This window comes from Pseudoxanthomonas sp., assembly GCF_051953815.1.
Taxonomy (GTDB): domain Bacteria; phylum Pseudomonadota; class Gammaproteobacteria; order Xanthomonadales; family Xanthomonadaceae; genus Pseudoxanthomonas_A.
The window spans coordinates 38530-60187 of the sequence record NZ_JBQCIJ010000022.1; the positions used below are offsets into that span (position 1 = coordinate 38530).

11 protein-coding genes are annotated in these 21658 nt (G+C 68.9%); 10 read left to right on the forward strand and 1 reads right to left on the reverse strand.

The features are described from left to right. Positions 1-53 precede the first annotated feature (53 nt). The gene (locus ACTHN1_RS05560) at positions 54-1136 is read left to right on the forward strand and encodes an ABC transporter ATP-binding protein (RefSeq protein WP_440469962.1); all 1083 of its coding nucleotides are present in this window, start codon (positions 54-56) and stop codon (positions 1134-1136) included. Between the two features lie 140 nt (positions 1137-1276). Continuing rightward, positions 1277-4177, forward strand: coding sequence for a ThuA domain-containing protein (locus ACTHN1_RS05565; protein ID WP_440469963.1), 2901 nt, complete (start codon positions 1277-1279; stop codon positions 4175-4177). 74 nt (positions 4178-4251) lie between these two features. Here the strand turns inward: ACTHN1_RS05565 and ACTHN1_RS05570 are convergent, their stop codons facing one another. Then, entirely contained in the window at positions 4252-5454 is a 1203-nt protein-coding gene (locus ACTHN1_RS05570; RefSeq protein ID WP_440469964.1) for an amino acid aminotransferase, read from the reverse strand. A gap of 218 nt (positions 5455-5672) precedes the next feature. Here ACTHN1_RS05570 and ACTHN1_RS05575 point away from each other — a divergent pair, with 218 nt between their 5' ends. The 8 genes from ACTHN1_RS05575 (at position 5673) to gyrA (ending at position 21605) form a co-directional block, all read left to right on the forward strand. Then, on the forward strand, positions 5673-8621 hold the full coding sequence (locus ACTHN1_RS05575) for a DUF748 domain-containing protein (RefSeq protein ID WP_440469965.1): 2949 nt from the start codon (positions 5673-5675) through the stop codon (positions 8619-8621). Between the two features lie 177 nt (positions 8622-8798). After that, the gene (gene smc, locus ACTHN1_RS05580) at positions 8799-12302 is read left to right on the forward strand and encodes a chromosome segregation protein SMC (RefSeq protein WP_440469966.1); all 3504 of its coding nucleotides are present in this window, start codon (positions 8799-8801) and stop codon (positions 12300-12302) included. A 38-nt stretch (positions 12303-12340) separates the two neighbouring features. Then, on the forward strand, positions 12341-13075 hold the full coding sequence (gene zipA / locus ACTHN1_RS05585) for a cell division protein ZipA (RefSeq protein ID WP_440469967.1): 735 nt from the start codon (positions 12341-12343) through the stop codon (positions 13073-13075). A gap of 145 nt (positions 13076-13220) precedes the next feature. Continuing rightward, complete coding sequence (gene ligA / locus ACTHN1_RS05590) at positions 13221-15596, forward strand: NAD-dependent DNA ligase LigA (RefSeq protein WP_440469968.1); 2376 nt, start codon at positions 13221-13223, stop codon at positions 15594-15596. Continuing rightward, entirely contained in the window at positions 15593-16561 is a 969-nt protein-coding gene (epmA, locus tag ACTHN1_RS05595; RefSeq protein WP_440469969.1) for an EF-P lysine aminoacylase EpmA, read from the forward strand. Before ligA ends, epmA begins: the two co-directional genes overlap by 4 nt. A 113-nt stretch (positions 16562-16674) precedes the next feature. Next, on the forward strand, positions 16675-17460 hold the full coding sequence (locus tag ACTHN1_RS05600; protein ID WP_440469970.1) for a DUF3011 domain-containing protein: 786 nt from the start codon (positions 16675-16677) through the stop codon (positions 17458-17460). An 87-nt stretch (positions 17461-17547) separates the two neighbouring features. Next, entirely contained in the window at positions 17548-18603 is a 1056-nt protein-coding gene (mtnA, locus tag ACTHN1_RS05605) for an S-methyl-5-thioribose-1-phosphate isomerase (protein ID WP_440469971.1), read from the forward strand. Positions 18604-18902: 299 nt separating this feature from the next. Further along, positions 18903-21605: a DNA gyrase subunit A gene (gyrA, locus tag ACTHN1_RS05610; RefSeq protein ID WP_440469972.1), complete on the forward strand. Its 2703-nt coding sequence runs from the start codon at positions 18903-18905 to the stop codon at positions 21603-21605. Positions 21606-21658: the final 53 nt, after the last annotated feature.

Consider the following 21658-nt stretch of genomic DNA (forward strand, 5'->3'; position numbering starts at 1 on the left):
GGCCCGGCGGCAGGGTCCGACAACACGGTGGCGCGAGCCGCCCGGGAGAGCAGATGGCGAGCGTTCGGCTGGACGATGTCCGCAAGGTCTACGGCAACGGCCAGGTGGCCGTGCACGGGGCGAGTTTCGAGGTCGCCGACGGCGAACTGATGGTGCTGGTCGGGCCCTCGGGCTGCGGCAAGTCGACCCTGCTGCGGATGATCGCCGGACTGGAGGAAATCTCCGGCGGCACGCTGTCCATCGGCGACCGCGTGGTCAACGAGGTCGCGCCCAAGGATCGCGACATCGCGATGGTGTTCCAGAACTACGCGCTGTACCCTCACATGACGGTGGCCGAGAACCTCGCCTTCGGGCTGAAGCTGCGCGGGCATCCGCGCGCGGTGATCGACCAGCGGGTCAATGCCGCCGCCGAAACCCTCGGCCTGGGCCAGATGCTGGACAAGCTGCCGCGCGAGATGTCCGGCGGCCAGCGCCAGCGTGTCGCGCTGGGACGCGCGCTGGTGCGCGAGCCGGCGGTGTTCCTGCTCGACGAACCCCTGTCCAACCTGGACGCCAAGCTGCGCCACTCGATGCGTACCGAGATCGCGCGGCTGCACCGGCAACTGGGCGCGACCATGATCTACGTGACCCACGATCAGGTCGAGGCGATGACCCTCGGCCAGCGCATCGTGGTGCTGAAGGACGGGCAGATCCAGCAGATCGACACGCCGATGGCGCTGTACGAGCATCCGGCCAATCTTTTCGTCGCCGGCTTCCTTGGCAGCCCGGCGATGAACGTGCTGCACGGGCGGCTGGAGCGCGCGGACGGGTTGCGGCTGGTGCTCGAGGCGGGCCTGTCGATACCGCTGGGCGATGCGCGGGTCGGCGAGGACTGGCTGGGCAAGCCGGTGGCGATGGGCGTGCGCCCGGAACACCTGCAACCGGCGGCGCCGGAGGCGGCGGGCTTCGACACCCGGGTGGAGGTGGTGGAACCGGTGGGCAGTGAGGTGTTCGTCAACCAGGTGTTCGGCACGCATCCCCTCGTATCGCGGTTGCCCCCGCGCCAGCTGCCGCAAGCGGGCGCGGCCCTGCGGATGGCGGTGGATCCCGCGCACCTGCATTTCTTCGACGCCGGGACTGGCCGCCGGCTGTGGTGAAGCCGCCGCGCGCCGAGCCTTTCGCTCCGCAGGCAACAAAATCTAGCCTCAGAACGTAGCGGGATCGGATTCCTCCGCGGCGTCGTCGGTCCTAGCCTCGCTCGCAACGTTTGCGGATATCCGTCACGGGAGAGGGGCCAGTGCGGAAGCGGAAGGCAACACCGGCGCGCGCGCGCATCCGCGCCGCGCTGCTGACGGGCATGGCGCTGCTGATGCTGCTGGCGATGGGGTGCGGCGGACCCGGCGCGGGCCACCGGATCGTGTTGATTGGCGGGACCGGCAGCGAAGGGCCCGGACGGCACGCCTATGCCGAGGGCCTGCGCGCGCTGGCGGCGATGCTGCGCGGATCGCCGCAGGGCCGCGATGCGGAGATCGTCGTGTACGAACAGGGATGGCCCACCGATCCCGCCGCGTTGCGCGGGGCTTCGACCGTGGTGCTTTATTTCGACGGACTCGATCGGCATCCCCTGCGCGATGAAGCGCGGCGCGCCCAGCTGCGCGCGCTGGTCGCGCGCGGCGTGGGACTGGTCGCGCTGCACCAGACGTCGACGGTGCCGGCCGACGCCACCGGCCTGGATCTGCGCGCCTGGCTGGGGGCCGAACGCGTCGGCATGTTCGACCGCACGACCGAGATGGCGACGGTCTCGCCGGCCGACGCGGCGCATCCGATCACCCGTGGCGTGACCAGCTTCCGCTATCGCGACGAGTTCTATCCCACCCTGCGTTTCGCCGCGCGCGGGGTGAGGCCGGTGCTGCGCGGCACCCTGCACGTGCAGTACCGCGACGGTGCCGCCGTGGTCGAGGACAGGCCGGAGACGGTCACGATTGGCTGGGCGTTCGAGCGTCCCGACGGCGGCCGGTCATTCGGCTACAGCGGTGCGCATTACCTGGCCGCCCTGGAGCAGCCGATGCTGCGCCAGGTGTTGTTGAACGCGATCCTGTGGACGGCGGGCATCGAGGTCCCGGCGCGCGGCGCGGAGGGCGCCGGTGGACGGGTGACACCGGATGCGGATCGGCCCGCGGCATCCGGTGCGGTGGTGGCATCGGCCAACGACGCGACCACATTCCACGCGGATCGGCAGCGCAGCGGCTGGCATCGCCATCAGCCCGGATTGACGCCGGCGCGGGTGCGCGATCCCTCCTTCGGCCTGCTGTGGGAATCGCCGCCACTGGATGCCTACGAAGGCCAGGCGCCGCGCCTGTACGCCTCGCCGCTGTACCTGTCGCAGGTCCGGATGACCACGGGACAGCACCAGGGACAGACGTTCCAGGTCGTGTTCGCCGCCAGCAACCACGGTCATGTCTACGCGATCAACGCGGCCCGCGCCGGCGACGTGGCCGCCGGCCGCATCCTCTGGCACACGCAGCTCGCGCCGCCGTGCCACCTGCAACCGGCGCCGCTCGATCAGGTGCCGACCGGCGTCCTGAGCACGCCGGTGATCGACGTGACCCGAGGTCGCCTGTATGTGACCAGCTGCGATCCGAAACAGCGCTGGCAGGCGTATGCGCTGGACATCGGCAGCGGCAGGATCATCGAGGGCTGGCCGGTGCGGCTGGACGAAGCGCGCTTCAACGCGGTCAACGCCAACGCCGGTCCTTCGTTGGTGCCACCGAAGCGGCGCTTCGATTTCCGGGTGCAGCGCGGGGCGCTGAACCTGAGTCCGGACGGCGCGCGCCTGTACGTCACCTTCGGCGAAACCGAGACCGGCTGGCTGGTCGCGGTCGATACGCTGCGACCGCGCGTGGCCAGCGCGTTCGCGGCGGTGGCGATGCCGCACCGTGGCAGCGGCGGCATCTGGGGCGCGGGCGGTCCGGCGCTGGATGAGGCCGGCAACGTGTTCGTGGTCACCGGCAGCGGCTTCGACGGCTATCGCGATCAGCCGCACGACTGGACCCAGTCGGTCCTGAAACTGTCCGACGGCGCGAACGAGGGATTGCGGCTGCGCGGCACGTACACGCCGTTCAATCACTGCGGCAGCGCCAGGATGGACATCGACCTGGGATCCGGCGGCATCAGCCTGCTGGCCGACCTGGAACCTTCACGGACCGCGACGCCGCGACTGATGGTGGTGGGCGGCAAGCAGGGCAACGCGTATCTGCTGGATCGCGAACGCCTGCCGGGACGGCTCGACAGGCGTCCGGAATGCGGCCTGGATGCGGCCACCGATGGTTCGCTGCTGCCGCCGTCCCCCCAGCCGCAGTTCGGCGGGCGCGGGCCGCTCAATGTGTTCGGTCCTTACTCGGAGCGGGATGCGGCGATGGACCAGGCGCGCGGGCGCTCGCTGCCGGCGTACTACCGGGACGGGCAGGGAGTGATCCACGTCTACCTGACCGGCAACACCCGGCGCGCGGAAGGCTCGGCCGACGCGGTGCCGCCGTCGCTGGTGAAGCTGCGGGTGGCGACCACGCCGGGCCAACCGGCGTATCTGGCGATCGAGCGCCGGCAGATGGAACAGGTCCTGATCAATCCCGGATCGCCGGTGGTCAGCAGCGACGGTGCGCGCGATCCCGTCGTCTGGGTGCTCGACGAGAACGCCCGTCGCTCCGCGCCGCTGGCGGGCGCCGATGCGCCGTCGCCGGTGCTGTACGCGTTCGACGGCGACAGCCTCGACCTGCTTTGGAAGAGCGCGCCGGGTCAACTGCACACGTCAGGCAAATACAACGAACCGGTGTTCGCGAACGGCACGGTGGTGGTGGGGACCGATCGCATCCAGGCGTTCGGACCGGACGCGCCGGCGCGCGTCGCGGAGCGCGCAATGGGACCGAAGGATGTTTCGGCGACGCAGGCATCCGGCGGCGCGAATCCAGGCGCGACCGCGGCCGTGGCGGACTCCGGCCTGGATGGCGCGACGCTGTTCAAGCAGCGCTGCGCGGTCTGCCATGACCATCCGCAGGGCAACATCCCGCCGCGCTCGCTGCTGGAAAGTCGTTCGCGCGCCTACATCGTCGACACGCTGACCGACGGCGCGATGCGCGCGCAGGCCGCCGGGCTCAGCCGCCATGACATCGAGGCGATCGCGAATCACCTCGGCGGCAAGTAGCCGCGCACGGCGGTCTGAAAAAAAAGCCCCCGGCATGGCCGGGGGCTTTCGGCGAACACGGCGGGAACGCGGACTCAGCCGCGGCTGACCGCATACACCGCTTCGGCCACCTTGCCGATGTTCTGGCTGTTGAGCGCGGCCACGCAGATGCGGCCGGTGCCGATGGCGTAGATCGCATATTCCTCGCGCAGGCGATCGACCTGGGCCGTGCTCAGGCCCGAGTACGAGAACATGCCGGCCTGCTGCTGGATGAAGCCGAACTCCGGCGCGCCCAGCGCCGCCAGCCTGGACACCAGTCCCGCGCGCAGGGTGTGGATGCGCTCGCGCATGCCGCCCAGTTCCTTCTCCCAGCGCGCACGCAGCTCGTCGCTGCCCAGCACGCCGGCCACCAGCGCGCCGCCGTGGGTGGCAGGGCTGGAGTAGTTGGAACGGATGGTGCGCTTGATCTGCGACTGCACGCGCCTGGCCTCGTCGCGGTTGGCCGAGACGATCGACAGCGCGCCCACGCGCTCGCCGTACAGCGAGAACGACTTGGAGTACGAACTGGCGACCACGAACGCCGGGATGCCGGAATCGGCGAACAGGCGGATCGCGGTGGCGTCGGCGTCGGTGCCCTGGTCGAAACCCTGGTAGGCGATGTCGATGAAGGGCAGCAGGTTGCGCTCTTTCACCAGTTCCACCACCTGCGCCCACTGCGCGGCGGTCAGGTCGACGCCGGTCGGGTTGTGGCAGCAGGCGTGCAGCAGGACGACGGTGTCCGGTTCCAGCGCGCCCAGGTCGGCCAGCATGCCGGCGAAATCCAGGCCGTGGGTGGCCGCGTCGTAGTAGCGGTAATCGATCACGTCGAAGCCGGCGGTGCCGAACACCACGCGGTGGTTTTCCCAACTGGGGCTGCTGATGGCGATCTTCGCCCGCGGCAGCGCGCGCTTGAGGAAGTCGGCGCCGATGCGCAGGGCGCCGCTGCCGCCGATGGTCTGGGAGGTGACCACGCGGCCGGCCTCAAGTACCGCCGAGCCGGCGCCGAACAGCAGTTTCTGCGTCGCCAGGTTGTAGCCGGGCAGGCCATCGATCGGCAGGTAGCCGCGCGGTTTGGCTTCCGCGGCCAGGGCCTGTTCGATCTCGCGGACCGAATCGAGCAGCGGGATGCGGCCCTGCTCGTCGTAGTAGATGCCAACGCCCAGATTGACCTTGCCGGGGCGGGGATCGGCGTTGTAGGCCTCGGTCATTCCCAGGATCGGATCGCCTGGAACCAGTTCGACGGATGCAAAGAGAGACACGGCGGTGTGACCAGTGTGGTGAGGGAAGGGAGGTGCAGCGAACAAACTCCCGGATCCTAACAGGCCGGTGCCGGCCGTGGGTCCGCAGGGGGCGCTGGCACGACGGTCGTCGGGCACGTTAATGTGAGCGCTCCGATGATTGGCCGGCGTCCTGGCCCCATCGTCCCGCTCCACCGTGCGCTCGCGGCGGTGGAACGGGCGCCTCCAAGGAGCAGGTCATGCTGGGCTGGATCCGTCGTCGACTGCTTTGGATCATCGTCCTGCCGCTGCTGGCGGTGGGGCTGTACGCGCTGGCGGGGTTCTGGTGGTTGCCGCGGTTCGCCCGCGCCGAGGCCACCGACTACGTCCGCGAGGAACTCGGCAAGACCCTGAGCCTGGGCGATCTGCGGTTCAACCCATTTACCTTCCGCGCCGAGGCGACCGCGCTGGCCATCCGCGAGCCCGCGGCCGCGCCTGGAGACAAACCCCTGGTGGCGCTGCGCCGGCTGGTGGTCGACTTCCAGGCGTCATCGCTGTGGAGCGGCGCCTATACCTTCCGTGACGTGACCCTGGACGGACCTTACGTGCAGGCCGTCGTGCGTCCCGACGGTTCGCTCAACCTTGCCGATCTGGTGCCCCCGAAGCAGGACGACAGCCCGCCGCCGGACGTGCGGGTCGAACGTCTCGCCGTCGCCGACGGCGCGGTCGATTTCGCCGATCACAGCCGGCGCCTGCAGCCGAGCAAGCGGCTGGCGCCGATCCGCTTCGAACTGCGCGATTTCCGTACCGCGTCCGGCAACGGCCAGGGCGGCGGATTCCATTTCGCGGCCAGCGGGGATCAGGGCGAGCGGTTCGACTGGCGCGGCCAGTTGTCGTTGCGCCCGTTCGCTTCGTCCGGCGATCTGAGCGCCGCGAACCTGGAGGTGGACACCGCCTATGCCTTCCTCAGCGAGGCGTTGCCGTTCGAACTGCACGGCGGTCGCTTCGACGTGGCGGGTCGCTACCGCTTCGCCGCGGGAACCGCGACGGGCACGCTGCTGGAGGCGACCTTGTCGCGCGCGCAGGCCAGCGGTGTCGGCATGCGCGCCCGGGGAGACGCGCGGGACACCGCGACCCTGGGGCGGGTGGCGCTGGAAGGCGCGCGGTTCTCGCTGGACAAGCGTGAAATCGCCGCCAGCGCGCTGCGCGTGGATGGACTGCGGACCGCGCTGACCCGCGAGGCGAACGGCGCGCTCAGCCTGCAACGCCTGTTTTCCGATGGGTCCGTTCCCGACAAGTCAGTTGCCGATAACTCCGCTCCCGCCGCCTCCACGAACGCGGCGCCGTCATCGGCTTCCTCGCCGGCGTCCGGACCCGACTGGCGTTTCAATCTGGGCGAGATCGCGGTGGAGGGCGCGGAGGTGGAAGTGCAGGACCGCGCGGTGCGGCCGGCCAGCCGTTTCCGTCTGCAGGGACTGTCGGCCAGCGCGCGCGACATCAGCCTGGACATGGCGCGGCCGGTCCCGCTGCGGGCCGCCGCGACCGTCAACGGCAGGACCCGGCTGGCGCTGGAGGGCGAAGTGGTGCCGGCCACCGCCGCGGTCCAACTCAAACTGGATCTGGCGGACCTGCCGTTGCGCGACGTGCAGGCCTACCTGCCGGATTTTCCCGCGCTGGAGCTGCGTTCCGGCACGCTCAGCGCGAACGGTGAACTGACCTTGCCGGGGGGATCGGGCGCGGCGCTGGACTTCACCGGCGCCGGGCGCGTCGACGGGTTCTCTCTGCTCGAACGCGCCGGCAGGCGGCAGGTCGTGGCCTGGGATCGGGTCGAGGTCGACGGCCTGCGTTACGCGCAGGCGCAGGAGCGTCTGCAGATTGCGCGCGTCCTGATGCGCAGGCCATTCGCCATCGTGGCGATCGAACCGGACCGCTCGGTCAACCTGAGCCGGCTGTTCGCCCGTCCCGCTCCGGCCGCGGCTCCCGCTTCGGCGAGTGGCCCGGGTATGGCCATCCGGGTGGACGACCTGCAGATCGAGAACGGCACCATGGCCTTCGCCGACACCTCGATGGATCCCGGTTTCCGCGCCGACATCGCGGCCCTGCGCGGGCACATCCGCGGCCTGTCCACCGCCGCCTCGGCGCAGGCCCGGGTGGACCTGCAGGGACAGGTGGTCAACCGCTTCTCGCCGGTGGAAATCAACGGCACCCTCAATCCTTTCGCCTATGACGAGCGGACCGATCTGAAGATGAGCTTCCGCAACATCGACCTGCCGATCTTCAATCCGTATTCCGGCCGGTTCGCCGGCTACGCCATCGCCAAGGGCAAGCTGAGCACCGAGCTGCATTACCGGATCGATCACCGCAAGCTGGAGGCGGCCCATCACGTGGTCCTGGATCAGCTGGAGTGGGGCGAGGCGACCGACAGCAAGGAGAAGGTCTCGCTGCCGATCCGGCTGGCGACCTCGCTGCTGAAGAACCGCCAGGGCGTGATTGACCTCGACCTGCCGGTGAACGGCTCGCTCGACGATCCCACCTTCCGGATGTGGCCCATCGTCTGGCAGATCCTGAAGAACATCCTGGTCAAGGCGGTGACCGCGCCGTTCGACTTCATCGGTTCGCTGTTCAAAGGGGCCGAGCAGGCCCGCTACGTCGATTTCGCCGCCGGGTCCAGCGAACTCGGCGAGCCGGCGCGCACCAGCCTGTCCGCGCTCGCCAAGGCATTGGCCGAACGACCGGCGCTGCGGCTGGACATTCCGGCCGGCACGGCGCTGGAGGGGGAGGCCGACGCCATCGCCGCGCAGCGCCTGGATGCCGCGATGCTTGCCTCGCGCAAGGACGGGGCGGTGGCCGTCGAAACCCTGGAGGCCAGGGAGCAGGCGGACCTGCTGGCGGCGCTTTACCGCCAACAGCTGGGGCACAAGCCGGATATTCCGGAGACCGCGGAGGAGGGTGGAGGGGAAGACCAGGATCGCAAGGCGCGCAAGGCCGCGCGGCAGGCGGCCGACGTGGCCTGGTTGCGCCAGGCCCTGCTGCCCCGTTACCGGCCCGGCGCCGACGAACTGGCCGCGCTGGGGCGGTCCCGCGCCAACGCCGTGCAGGAAGCCCTGCTGGCCGGCGGCGAGGTGGATCCCACCCGGGTGTTCATCGACGCCGCCAAGGGACCGGCGGCGCATGAAGGCGGCGCGCGGCTGGAGCTGGGCCTGGAGTAAGGCCGGGGCCTGCGGTCCCGCAGGGAGCCGGGGCCCGTTATACTCATCGGTCAATGCCGCAAGAGCAGTATTGGATTGCCATATAAATCAAGTATTTGGTGATTCAACCTCATCCAGTCCAACAATTTGGCAGCGCACCGGCCGGCCGGTCGCGACGCCCCGGAAAACCATCGCTGCATGCGCCTTTCGACCATCAAGCTGTCCGGTTTCAAGTCCTTCGTCGATCCGACCACCTTGCACCTGCCCACCAACATGACCGGCGTGGTCGGTCCCAATGGTTGCGGCAAGTCCAACATCATCGACGCGGTGCGCTGGGTGATGGGCGAGAGCTCCGCCAGCCGCCTGCGCGGCGATTCGCTGACCGACGTGATCTTCTCCGGCAGCTCGGCCCGCAAGCCGGTCTCGCAGGCCACCGTCGAGCTGATCTTCGACAACAGCGATCACACCATCGCCGGCGAATTCGCCGCGTTCAATGAAATCTCGGTCAAGCGCCAGGTCAGCCGCGACGGCCAGAGCAACTACTACCTCAACGGCACCAAGTGCCGCCGCCGCGACATCACCGACCTGTTCCTCGGCACCGGCCTGGGACCGCGCAGCTATTCGATCATCGAGCAGGGCATGATCAGCCAGATCATCGAGGCCCGTCCCGAGGATCTGCGCATCTATCTGGAAGAAGCGGCCGGCATCTCCAAGTACAAGGAACGCCGCAAGGAAACCGAGACCCGCATCCGCCATACCCGCGAGAACCTGGATCGCCTGAACGATCTGCGCGAGGAAATCGGCAAGCAGCTGGAGCACCTCAAGCGCCAGGCCAAGCAGGCCGAGCAGTACCAGGCCCTGCAGGAAGAGCGCCGGATCAAGGACGCCGAATGGAAGGCGCTGGAGTTCCGCGGCCTGGATCTGCAACTGCAGGGCCTGCGCGAGAAGCTCTCGCAGGAAGAAACCCGCCTGCAGCAGTTGATCGCCGAACAGCGCGAAGCCGAACGCAACATCGAAACCGACCGCCTGCGCCGCGAGGAAGCCGCCGAGGGCCTGAACAAGGCCCAGGGCGAGGTCTATCAGGTCGGCAGCACCCTGGCCCGGCTGGAACAGCAGATGCAGCACCAGCGCGATCTGGCCGAGCGCCTGAAAAAGGCGCGCGACGAGGCGCACAACGCGTTGCAGGAATTGGGCCAGCACATCAGCGGCGACGAGACCAAGTTGAATGTCCTGCGCGAGAGCGTGGAAGAGGCCGAGCCGCGCCTGGCCCAGTTGCAGGAAGAGGACCTGTTCAAGCAGGACGCCCTGCGCGACGCCGAGACCCGACTGTCGGACTGGCAGCAGCGCTGGGAAACCCACTCGCGCGAATCCGCCGAGGCCGCCCGCGCCGGCGAAGTCGAACGCACCCGCGTCGACTATCTGGATCGGCAGGCGCTGGAGACCGAGCGCCGCCGCGAGAACCTGGCCGCCGAGCGTGCCGGGCTGGATCTGGACGCGCTGGCCGAAGCCTTCGAGCAGTTGCAGATCCAGCACGACACCCAGAAGGAATCACTGGAGTCGCTGACCGAGCAGGTCGAGTCGCGCAAGCAGTCGGCCGCATCGGTGCAGGAACAGCAGCGCGCCTCGCAGACCGAACTGTCGGAGGTGCGCAAGCGCGCCCAGGAAGCCCGTGGCCGCCTGTCCTCGCTGGAAACCCTGCAACATGCCGCGCTGGGCCAGGAGCAGGGCGCGGCGATGAGCTGGCTGAAGGCGCGCGGGCTGGATTCGGCCGCGCGCGTGGGCGAGCGGCTGACCGTCGAGCCGGGTTGGGAAAACGCGGTCGAAGGCGCGCTGGGACAACTCATCGAAGGCGTGCTGGTGGATGCGCCGGAATCGCTGGTCGACGCCTTGGGCGAACTGGGCGAAGGCCGCATCGCGCTGGTGTCCGACGCGCAGGCCGACTTCAACGTCGCGCCGACCTCGCTGGCCGCGCGGGTTCAGGGACCGGCGGCGGTGCGCCGCCTGCTGGCGCGCCTGCACGTGGCCGAGGATCTGGCCGAGGCGCGCCGCCTGCAGGCGCAGCTGGGCGAAGGCGATTCGGTGATCACCCGCAGCGGCGAACGCCTAGGCGCCGGCTGGGTGCGGGTGCTGCGCTCCGGCGCGGCCAAGCAGGGCGCGCTGCTGCGCGAACGCGAAATCCAGGGCCTGCGCACCGAAATCGAAACGCTGCAGACCCGCGAGGCCGAACTCGAGGAGCGCCTGGCCAACCTGCGCGACCAGTTGCTCGCCGCCGAACAGCAGCGCGAGGACGCTCAGCGCGCGCTGTACCTGGCGCATCGCGGCGTGTCCGAACTTGCCGGCCAGTTGCAGAGCCAGCAGGGCCGGGTCGAATCGACCCGCCAGCGCATCGACAAGATCGATCAGGAAATCGCCCAGTTGGTGGAAACCCTGGACAACAGCCGCGAGCAGGCCCGCGAGGCGCGCACGCGGCTGGAGGACGCAGTCACCGCGATGGGCGATCTGGAAGCGGCGCGGCAAGCGCTGGAATCCGAGCGCCGGCAACTGGTGGAAGCGCGCGATCTGGCCCGCGAAGCGGCGCGCGCCTCGCGCGACGCCACCCATGCGCTGGCACTGACGCTGGAATCCCAGCGCACCCAGATCATCTCCCTGAGCCAGGCGCTGGATCGGATGGGCGGCCAGCGCGGCCAGCTCGATTCGCGGCTGGAGGAACTCACGCTGCAATTGAGCGAAGGCGACTCGCCGGTGCAGGAACTGGAGGCCCAGCGCCAGGCCGCGCTGGAGGAACGCGTCAACGCGGATCGCCGGCTGGCCGAGGCGCGCTCGGTGCTGGAAGGCATCGACAACGAACTGCGCCAGTACGAGCAGACCCGCCACCAGCGCGACGAGGCGGCATTGGCGCAGCGCGAGCGGATTTCCCAGCGCAAGCTGGACCAGCAGGCGCTGGCGTTGAAGTCCGAACAGCTTTCGCAGGGCATCGTCGCTGCCGGCTTCGTCGTCGAGGACGTCATCAACACCCTGCCGGAAGTGGCCGACGCGCGCGAGTGGGAGCAGGCCGTCACCCAGATCGATTCGCGCATGCGCCGGCTGGAGCCGGTCAACCTGGCCGCGATCCACGAATACGGCGAGGCCTCGCAGCGCGCCGAGTACCTGGAAGCCCAGCACGTGGATCTGACCACCGCGCTGGAAACCCTGGAAGAGGCCATCCGCAAGATCGACCGCGAGACCCGCGGCCGCTTCAAGGACACCTTCGATCGCGTCAACGCGGGCGTGCAGGCGCTGTATCCGCGCCTGTTCGGCGGTGGCCATGCCTACCTGGAACTGACCGGCGAGGATCTGCTCGATACCGGCGTGGCGATCATGGCGCGTCCGCCCGGCAAGCGCGTCTCCAACATCTCGTTGCTGTCCGGCGGCGAGAAGGCGATGACCGCGGTCGCGCTGGTGTTCGCGATCTTCCAGCTCAATCCCGCGCCGTTCTGCCTGCTGGACGAGGTGGACGCGCCGCTGGACGAGGCCAACGTCGGCCGCTTCACCAACATGGTGAAGGAGATGAGCGAGAAGGTGCAGTTCCTGTTCGTCAGCCACAACAAGGCGACCATGGAAGCCGCGCATCAGCTCAGTGGCGTTACCATGCGTGAACCGGGCGTCAGCCGACTGGTGTCGGTCGACCTGGATGAAGCGGCACGCCTGGCTGGCGCGGCCTGACCCTGGACCCTTGAACGAACCCTGGCGGAGAACACGACGTGTCCGACATGGCAATGCTCCGAATCGGCATCCTGATCGCAGGCGCCATCCTGATCGCGGCGATCATTTTCTTCGGCCGCCCCAAGAAGCCCAGCCAGGGCCGGCGGCTGGAACCCAGCGAGCGTGACAACGCCCGGGTCGAACCCAGTCTGGCCAGCGACGAGGCGGCCTACGACACCGACAGCGACTACTCCGGCGAGGAGGTCACCCAGCCCGAACTCGGCCTGGCCGGCGGCACGCCGACGGCGGCCGACAGCCACCTGGGCAAGCGGGTCAGCCAGGACTTCGACAAGATCGTCTCGCTGTACGTGGCGGCGCGCGCCGGCCAGGTGCTGCGCGGCGAGGACATCGTGGTCGCGGCGGAAAAGACCGGCCTGATCTTCGGCCACATGAACGTGTTCCACCGCCTGATCGAGGGCCATCCCGAACGCGGCCCGATCTTCAGCATGGCCAACATCATGCAGCCGGGCAGCTTCGACATGGCCAACATCCGCGAGATGGAGACTCCGGCCATCGCGTTCTTCCTGACCCTGCCGGCGCCGGTGAGCGCGCTGGAAGCGTGGGAGAAACTGCTGCCCAACGTCGAGCGCATGGCCGAGCTGCTCAATGGCGTGGTCCTGGACGACAGCCGCAACACCCTGGGCCGCCAGCGCATCCAGCACATCCGCGAGGAACTGCGCGCCTACGACCGCCAGCACGAAGCGCCGCCGCTGACCAAGCCGCCGCGCTGGTAATCGTCCGGCCGGCGGTCCGCCGTCGGCAACCACGCCAGTCCATTGCCCCCGGAGCTCCGCCGATCGTCCGCTCCCCCGGACCGCGGACGGGCGGGGCACGCATTGAACACGCCGGCTTTGCGGCCGGCCGCCTTAGAATCCCGCCATGACCGCACCCACCCCCGCCGATCGCGCCATCGCGCTGCGTCGCCAACTGGACGATGCCAACTATCGCTACCACGTGCTCGACGAGCCGAACATTCCGGACGCCGAGTACGACCGCCTGCTGCGCGAGCTGGACGAGCTGGAAGCGGCCAACCCGGATCTGATCACCCCGGACTCGCCGACCCAGCGGGTCGGCAACGCGCCGTCGGCGCGGTTCGCGGAGGTCCGCCACGCGATTCCGATGCTGTCGCTGGGCAATGCCTTCACCCAGGAAGATCCGGCGCCGGGCGAGGACCCCTATCAGGAAGTCAGGGACTTCGTCCGCCGCATCGCCGACAGGCTGAAGCGGCCTCATCTGTTTTTCTCGGTCGAGCCCAAGCTGGATGGACTGGCCATCAGCCTTCGCTACGAGGACGGCGTGTTCGTGCAGGGCGCGACCCGCGGCGATGGTGCGACCGGCGAGGACGTCACCGCCAACCTGCGCACGATCAAGGCCATTCCCATGCGCCTGCGCGGCAAGGGCTGGCCGCGCGTGCTGGAAGTGCGCGGCGAGGTCTACATGCCGCTGGCGGCGTTCCGCGCCTACAACGAACGCGCGCTGAAGGAAGGCGGCAAGGTGCTGGCCAATCCACGCAACGGCGCGGCCGGATCGTTGCGGCAACTGGATCCGCGGATGACCGCGCAGCGACCGCTGGCGTTCTACGCCTATGCGGTGGGCCTGGTCGAGGACGGCGAACTGCCGGACACCCATTCGCAGACCCTGGCGCGCCTGCGCGACTGGGGCTTCCCGGTCAGTGCGGAAAACCGCGTGGTCGATGGCATCGACGGCCTGCTCGATTATTACCGCGACATTGGCGCCCGGCGCGACAGCCTGCCGTTCGACATCGACGGCGTGGTCTACAAGCTGGACGACTATGCCGGCCAGCGCGAGATGGGCTTCGTCTCGCGCGCGCCGCGCTGGGCCATCGCGCACAAGTTCCCGGCGCAGGAACAGATGACGGTGCTGGAATCGATCGAGGTCAACGTCGGACGCACCGGCGCGGTCACGCCTTGGGCGCTGATGCAGCCGGTCCAGGTCGGCGGCGTCACCGTCACCCGCGCCACCCTGCACAACGCCGACCAGATCGCGCGCCTGGACGTGCGCAATGGCGACACCGTGATTGTCCGCCGCGCCGGCGACGTGATTCCGGAAGTGGTGCGGGTGGTGCTGGAGCGGCGTCCACCCGGCACCCGGCCCTGGTCGATGCCGACCCGTTGCCCGGTGTGCGGCTCGGAAGTGGTGCGCGAGGAAGGCGAGGCGGTCTGGCGCTGCTCCGGTGAACTGACCTGCGCCGCGCAGCGCAAGGAAGCCATCGGCCACTTCGCCTCGCGCCGCGCGATGGACATCGAAGGCCTGGGCGAGCGCTATGTCGAAGTGCTGAGCGATCTGGGCTACGTCACCTCCGTGGCCGATCTGTACCGGCTGGGCGTGGACGATCTGCTGGAAATGAAGCGTCGTGCCGACGAGCGCGACGGCACGACGCCGGAAACGGTCAAGGCCGGCAAGGTCGCGACCAAATGGGCGGACAACCTCATCGAGGCCATCGATCGCAGCCGCACCACCACCCTGGAGCGGTTCCTGTTCGCGCTCGGCATCCAGCATGTCGGCGAAAGCACCGCCAAGGCGCTGGCCCAGTGGTTCGGCGATCTGGAATTGATCCGGCGCATGCCGTGGCCGCTGTTCAAGCGGGTGCCCGACATCGGTGGCGAGGTGGCGCGCTCGCTCGGCCATTTCTTCGACCAGCCCGGCAACCAGCAGGTGATCGACGACCTGCTGGCCCGGGGCGTCAACATCACCGATACCCATCTGCCGCAGCCGAAGCTGCGCGAGGATCTGGGCGTGGCGTCGCTGCTGGTGGATCTGGAAATCCCCAAGGTCACCCGCGTGCGCGCCGAGCAACTGGCGGCGGCATTCCCGCGGGTGGATGCACTGGTGAAGGCGCCGGCGCACCAGTTCGTCAGCGCCGGCATGCCGACTGAATCCGCGAACGCGCTGGCGGCATGGCTGGAAGTGCCCGAGCACGCGAAGCTGCTGACGCAAGGCGGGCAGGTGATGGAGCACCTGCTGTCGATCACGCCGGAAGGCGACAGCGGCCCGGTCGGCCCGCTGGAAGGCAAGACCGTCGTGCTGACCGGCGGCCTGGCCGCGATGAGCCGCGACGAGGCCGGCGCGAAACTCGAAGCGCTGGGCGCCAAGGTCGCCGGCAGCGTGTCGAAGAAGACCAGCCTGGTGGTGGCCGGCGAGGCCGCCGGCTCCAAGCTGGCCAAGGCGCAGGAACTGGGCATCGAGATCTGGGACGAGGCGCAGCTGCTCGCGTTCCTGGCGAAACACGAATGAACTGGCGGCCGTCGGCTTCGTTCGAGGCGATCCGCCTGCGCGCGCGCCTGAACGCCACCGTGCGTGCGTACTTCGCCGCGCGCGGCGTGCTGGAAGTGGAGACGCCGCTGATGTCGCAGGCCGGCAACACCGATCCCAACATCGCCTCGTTCCCGCTGGCGTTCGGTGGACATGTCGATGCCGGTCCGCGCCAGCGCTGGCTGCGCACCTCGCCGGAATTCCCGCTCAAGCGCCTTCTGGCGGCGGGGCTGGGCGATTGTTACGAACTGGGTCGGGTGTTCCGCGACGGCGAGGCCGGCGGTCGCCACAACCCCGAATTCACCATGCTGGAATGGTACCGGGTCGGCTGGGATCACCAGTGCCTGATCGACGAGTGCGCGGATCTGCTGCGCGAATGCCTGGCCCTGGTCGGACGCGAGGCGCGGCTGCACCGGGTGGCCTACCGCGATCTGTATCGCGACAGGCTCGGCATCGACCCGATGTACGACGACGTCGAGGTGCTGCGCAACGCGCTGGGTGACATCCATATCGATCACGAAGGGCTGGGACGCGACGACTGGCTGGACCTGCTGATGACCCATCGGTTGCAACCGGCGTTTCCCGACGACCAGTTGCTGGCCCTGTACGACTACCCGGCTTCGCAGTGCGCGCTGGCGCGGGTACGGACGACGGAGACACCGGTGGCCGAGCGCTTCGAGATCTATCTGGGTCCGCTGGAACTGGCCAACGGTTACCACGAACTCGCCGACGCCGACGAGCAGGCCCGTCGCTTTCACGGCGATGTCGCGACACGCGGGGCGCGCGGCGAGCCCGCGCCGGCCATCGACGCGCGCCTGCTGGCGGCGTTGGCGGCGGGCTTTCCGGACTGCGCAGGCGTGGCTCTCGGAGTGGACCGCCTGTTGATGGCGATGCTCGGAACCCCGCGCATCGCCGACGTGCTGGCGTTCGATTTCGCGCGAGCCTGAGCGGCGGCCAAACGTTTGCCGGAACCCCAAGAAAAGGAAACGGTTTCTTGGGTTCACATTCATGATGGCCGGGTAGATTCTTCCGTAACACCACTCACACGGATGGCCACGCCATGAAGTTCACCACGACCCGCGTCATGCACCGGATGTTGCCGCTGTTGTCGTTCCTGTCCCTGGGCTTCGCCGCCGCGTCCGCCTCCGCCGCGCCGCAGGATCGCGGTTACGGGGATGGCTATGGCCAGGTGGTCCGCTGCGAATCGCAGGACGGCAAATACCGGCATTGCCCGGCCGATACCCGTGGCGGTGTCGAATTGATTCGAGGGCTCTCGCGCACCTACTGCACCGAAGGCCGCAACTGGGGCTGGGATCGCAACGGCGTCTGGGTCACCGGCGGCTGCCGCGCCGAATTCCGCACTCGCGGCGGTGGTGGCTGGGGCGGCGGTGGCTGGAATGGAGGCGGCTGGAACGGCGGCGGCACCCAGATCGTGCGCTGCGATTCCAACGACGAGCGTCATCGCACCTGTGCGATCCCGCGTGGCGGTTATGTCCGCCTGTACCGGCAGATTTCCAAGACCCGCTGCACCGAAGGCTACAACTGGGGTCGCGAGCGCGATCAGATCTGGGTGTCGGGTGGTTGCCGCGCCGAGTTCGAAGTCGGCGGCCGCGGCGGTGGCGGCTGGAATGGCGGCAACGGCGGCGGCTGGGGCGGCAACGACCGGATCGTGCGCTGCGACTCCAACGACAACCGCACCCGCCATTGCGATGCCAATGTCCGCCGGGGCGCTCGCCTGGAACGGCAGATTTCCAAGTCGCCCTGCATCGAAGGCCGCAGCTGGGGCTGGGACCGCGGCAGTATCTGGGTGAGCGGCGGTTGCCGCGGTGAATTCAGCGTCTGGTGATCGCCAGCGCGGACGCGGTCGAAACGAGCTGCAGTCAAAACGAGCCCCGCCCAGGCGGGGCTTTTTTCCGCCCGCTACAATGGCGCGATGAACGACGCCTTCGATTACGCCCGCTACGACCGCATCCGTCCAATACGCTGGACCGGTGACGCCCTGGAACTGCTGGATCAGCGCAAGCTGCCGTTCGTGGTCGAGTACCTGACCTGCGCGACCAGCGACGAGGTCGCCGCCGCCATCCATGCGCTGGCGGTGCGCGGCGCGCCCGCCATCGGCATTTCCGCCGCCTGGGGCGTGGTGCTGGCGGCCCGCGTGGTCGAGGCCGCCGACGGCGCGCAGGCGGGCATCGCGCTGGAGCCGGCGCTGCAGCGCCTCAACGCCGCCCGTCCGACCGCGGTCAACCTGGCCTGGGCGCTGGCGCGGATGCGCGCGGCGCTGCACGGCGCGGGAGCGGACTGGCGCGCCGTGCTGGAACGCGAGGCGCAGGCCATCGCCGACGAGGATCTGGCCGCCAACCGGCACATGGGCGAGCTGGGCGCGGCGCTGATCGCGTCGGGCAGCGGCGTGCTGACCCATTGCAACACCGGTTCGCTGGCGACCGCCGGCTTCGGCACCGCGCTGGGCGTGATCCGCGCCGGCGTGGCGCAGGGCCGCATCGACCGCGTGTTCGCCGGCGAAACCCGGCCCTGGCAGCAGGGCGCGCGGCTGACCGCCTGGGAACTGCAGCAGGACGGCATCCCGGCCACCCTGATCGCCGATTCGGCCGCCTCGCACCTGCTCAAGACCGGGACCGTGCAGTGGGTGGTGGTGGGCGCGGATCGCATCTGCGCCAACGGCGACACCGCCAACAAGATCGGCACTTACCAGTTGGCCATCGCCGCCCGCCATCACGGCGCGCGCTTCATGGTGGTGGCGCCGTCCTCGACCGTCGATATGGCCACCCCGGACGGCGACGCCATCGAGATCGAGGAACGCGATCCCGGCGAACTGCTGGGCATCGGCGGGGTACGCACCGTGGCCGAGGGCATCGCCGCCTGGAACCCGGTGTTCGACGTCACCCCGGCCGAACTCATCGATGCCATCGTCACCGAGAAGGGCGTGGTGGAGCGGCCCACCGTGGCGAAAATGCGGGCCGCGTTCGGCTGAATCCGGTCCCGGCCGAGGGGATTCCCCAAGGGGGAGCTGCGGAAACCGGGCGGTTGCGGATCCCCGGCCCCTGCACCGTCCGTCGGCGCGTGGACGGTGCCTGCGGGAAGCGCCGGCGCAGGGTCCTGGCGGCGCGCTAACTGCTTGTTTCGGGGGCTGAAAACCGGGCGGAAAAGTCCCGTCTGTGGTACACTCCGCAGGTTGTAGAAACCTGCCTGAAACCCCGCCCGCGCTAGCGTTGCCGGCTCCGCACCGGCAGGCCGGTTTCGGCTCGAAAAACCTGAGACTACGGAACCCGAATGGCTGATCTCGCCAAGGAAATCATCCCCGTCAACCTCGAAGACGAGATGCGCAAGAGCTACCTCGACTACGCCATGAGCGTGATCGTGGGGCGCGCCCTCCCGGATGTCCGGGACGGCCTGAAGCCGGTGCATCGACGTGTGTTGTACGCGATGAACGAACTGGGCGCGCACAGCAACAAGCCGTACTACAAGTCGGCGCGTATCGTCGGTGACGTGATCGGTAAGTACCACCCGCACGGCGATCAGTCGGTCTACGACACGCTGGTGCGCATGGCCCAACCGTTCTCGCTGCGCTACCTGCTGGTGGACGGGCAGGGCAACTTCGGTTCGGTCGACGGCGACAGCGCCGCGGCGATGCGTTACACCGAAGCGCGCATGTCGCGCCTGACCCACGAGCTGATGGCGGACATTGACAAGGAAACCGTCGATTTCCAGCCCAACTACGACGAGAAGGAACTGGAACCGACGGTCATGCCGACCCGGTTCCCGAACCTGCTGGTCAACGGCTCCGCCGGCATCGCGGTCGGCATGGCCACCAACATCCCGCCGCACAACCTGTCGGAAGTGATCGACGGCCTGATCGCCCTGATCAACGATCCCGAGATCGACGTCGACGGCCTGATGCAGTACATCCCCGGCCCGGATTTCCCGACCGCGGGCCTCATCAACGGCACTGCCGGCATCATCGCCGGTTACCGCACCGGCCGCGGCCGCGTGCGCATGCGCGCCAAGGCCGACATCGAAGTCGACGACCGCACCGGCCGCGAAGCCATCATCGTCACCGAGATTCCCTACCAGGTGAACAAGGCGCGGCTGATCGAGAAGATCGCCGAGCTGGTCAAAGAGAAGAAGCTGGAAGGCATCAGCGAGCTGCGCGACGAGTCCGACAAGGACGGCATGCGCATCTACATCGAGGTCAAGCGCGGCGAGTCGGCCGAGGTGGTGCTGAACAACCTCTACTCGCAGACGCCGATGGAATCGGTGTTCGGCATCAACATGGTGGCGCTGGTGGACGGTCGTCCGCAGCTGCTCAACCTGAAGCAGATGCTGGAAGCGTTCGTGCGCCACCGCCGCGAGGTGGTGACCCGCCGTACCATCTTCGAACTGCGCAAGGCCCGCGCCCGCGCCCACATCCTGGAAGGCCTGACGGTCGCGCTCGCCAACATCGACGAGATGATCGAGCTGATCAAGACGTCGGCCAACCCGCAGGAAGCCCGCGAGCGCATGCTGGCCAAGACCTGGCAGCCCGGCCTGGTCGGCGCGCTGCTGTCGGCCGCCGGCGCCGAGGCGTCGCGCCCGGATGACCTGCCCAAGGGCGTGGGCCTGGTCAACGGCGTCTACCAGCTGACCGACGTGCAGGCCACCCAGATCCTGGAGATGCGCCTGCATCGCCTGACCGGCCTGGAACAGGAAAAGCTGACCGAGGAATACAAGGAACTGCTGGAGGTCATCGCCGGCCTGATCCGCATCCTGGAAAACCCGGACGTGCTGCTGCAGGTCATCCGCGACGAACTGCTGAACGTCAAGGCCGAATTCGGCGACGCGCGCCGCAGCGAAATCCGTCCGAGCGAAGAGGACCTGGACATCCTCGACCTGATCGCCCCGGAAGACGTGGTGGTCACCCTGTCGCACGCCGGCTACGCCAAGCGCCAGCCGGTCAGCGCCTACCGCGCCCAGCGCCGCGGCGGCCGTGGCCGCAGCGCGGCCGCGACCAAGGAAGAGGATTTCATCGATCAGCTGTGGCTGGTCAACACCCACGACACCCTGCTGACCTTCACCAGCAGCGGCAAGGTGTTCTGGCTGCCCGTGCACCAGTTGCCGGAGGCCGGCTCCAACGCGCGTGGCCGTCCGATCATCAACTGGATCCCGCTGGAGGAAGGCGAGAAGGTCCAGGCGGTCCTGCCGGTGCGGGCCTACGAGGAAGGCCGCTACGTGTTCTTCGCGACCCGCAACGGCACGGTCAAGAAGACTCCGCTGACCGAGTTCGCCTTCCGCCTGGCGCGCGGCAAGATCGCCATCAGCCTGGACGAGGGCGACGCCCTGATCGGCGTGGCCCTGACCGACGGCGGCAACGACGTGCTGCTGTTCGCCTCCAACGGCAAGACCGTGCGTTTCGCAGAGGACAAGGTGCGCTCGATGGGCCGCACCGCCGCTGGCGTGCGCGGTATCCGCCTGGCCGAGGGCGAGGAAGTGGTCAGCCTGATCGTGTCCGAGTCCGCCGGTGGCGTGGACGAGGGCGAGGATGACGGCGCCGAGGACGTGGCGGAGGCCGGCGGCGAGGAAGCCGCGGCGGCGGTGGACACCGGCGCGGACGACACCGGCGTGGCCTACATCCTGACCGCGACCGAGAACGGCTACGGCAAGCGCACTCCGTTGTCGGAATATCCGCGCAAGGGTCGCGGCACCCAGGGCGTGATCGGCATCCAGACCAGTGAGCGCAACGGCAAGCTGATCGGCGCCGTGCTGCTCGGGGGCAACGACGAAGTGCTGCTGATTTCCGATGGCGGCACGCTGGTGCGCACCCGCGCCTCGGAAATCTCCCGCGTCGGCCGCAACACCCAGGGCGTCACCCTGATGCGCCTGTCCGAGGGCGAAGTGCTGCAGGCGGTTGAGCGCCTGGACGCATCGCTGGACGAGGACGAGGAAGGCGAGGACGCCGTGGCGCCCGGGGACGTCGCCGCGCCACCGCCGCAGGCCTGAGGCCAGGGCGGCCGCGTGATCGAAAACCCCGGGTCGCACCGGGGTTTTCTTTT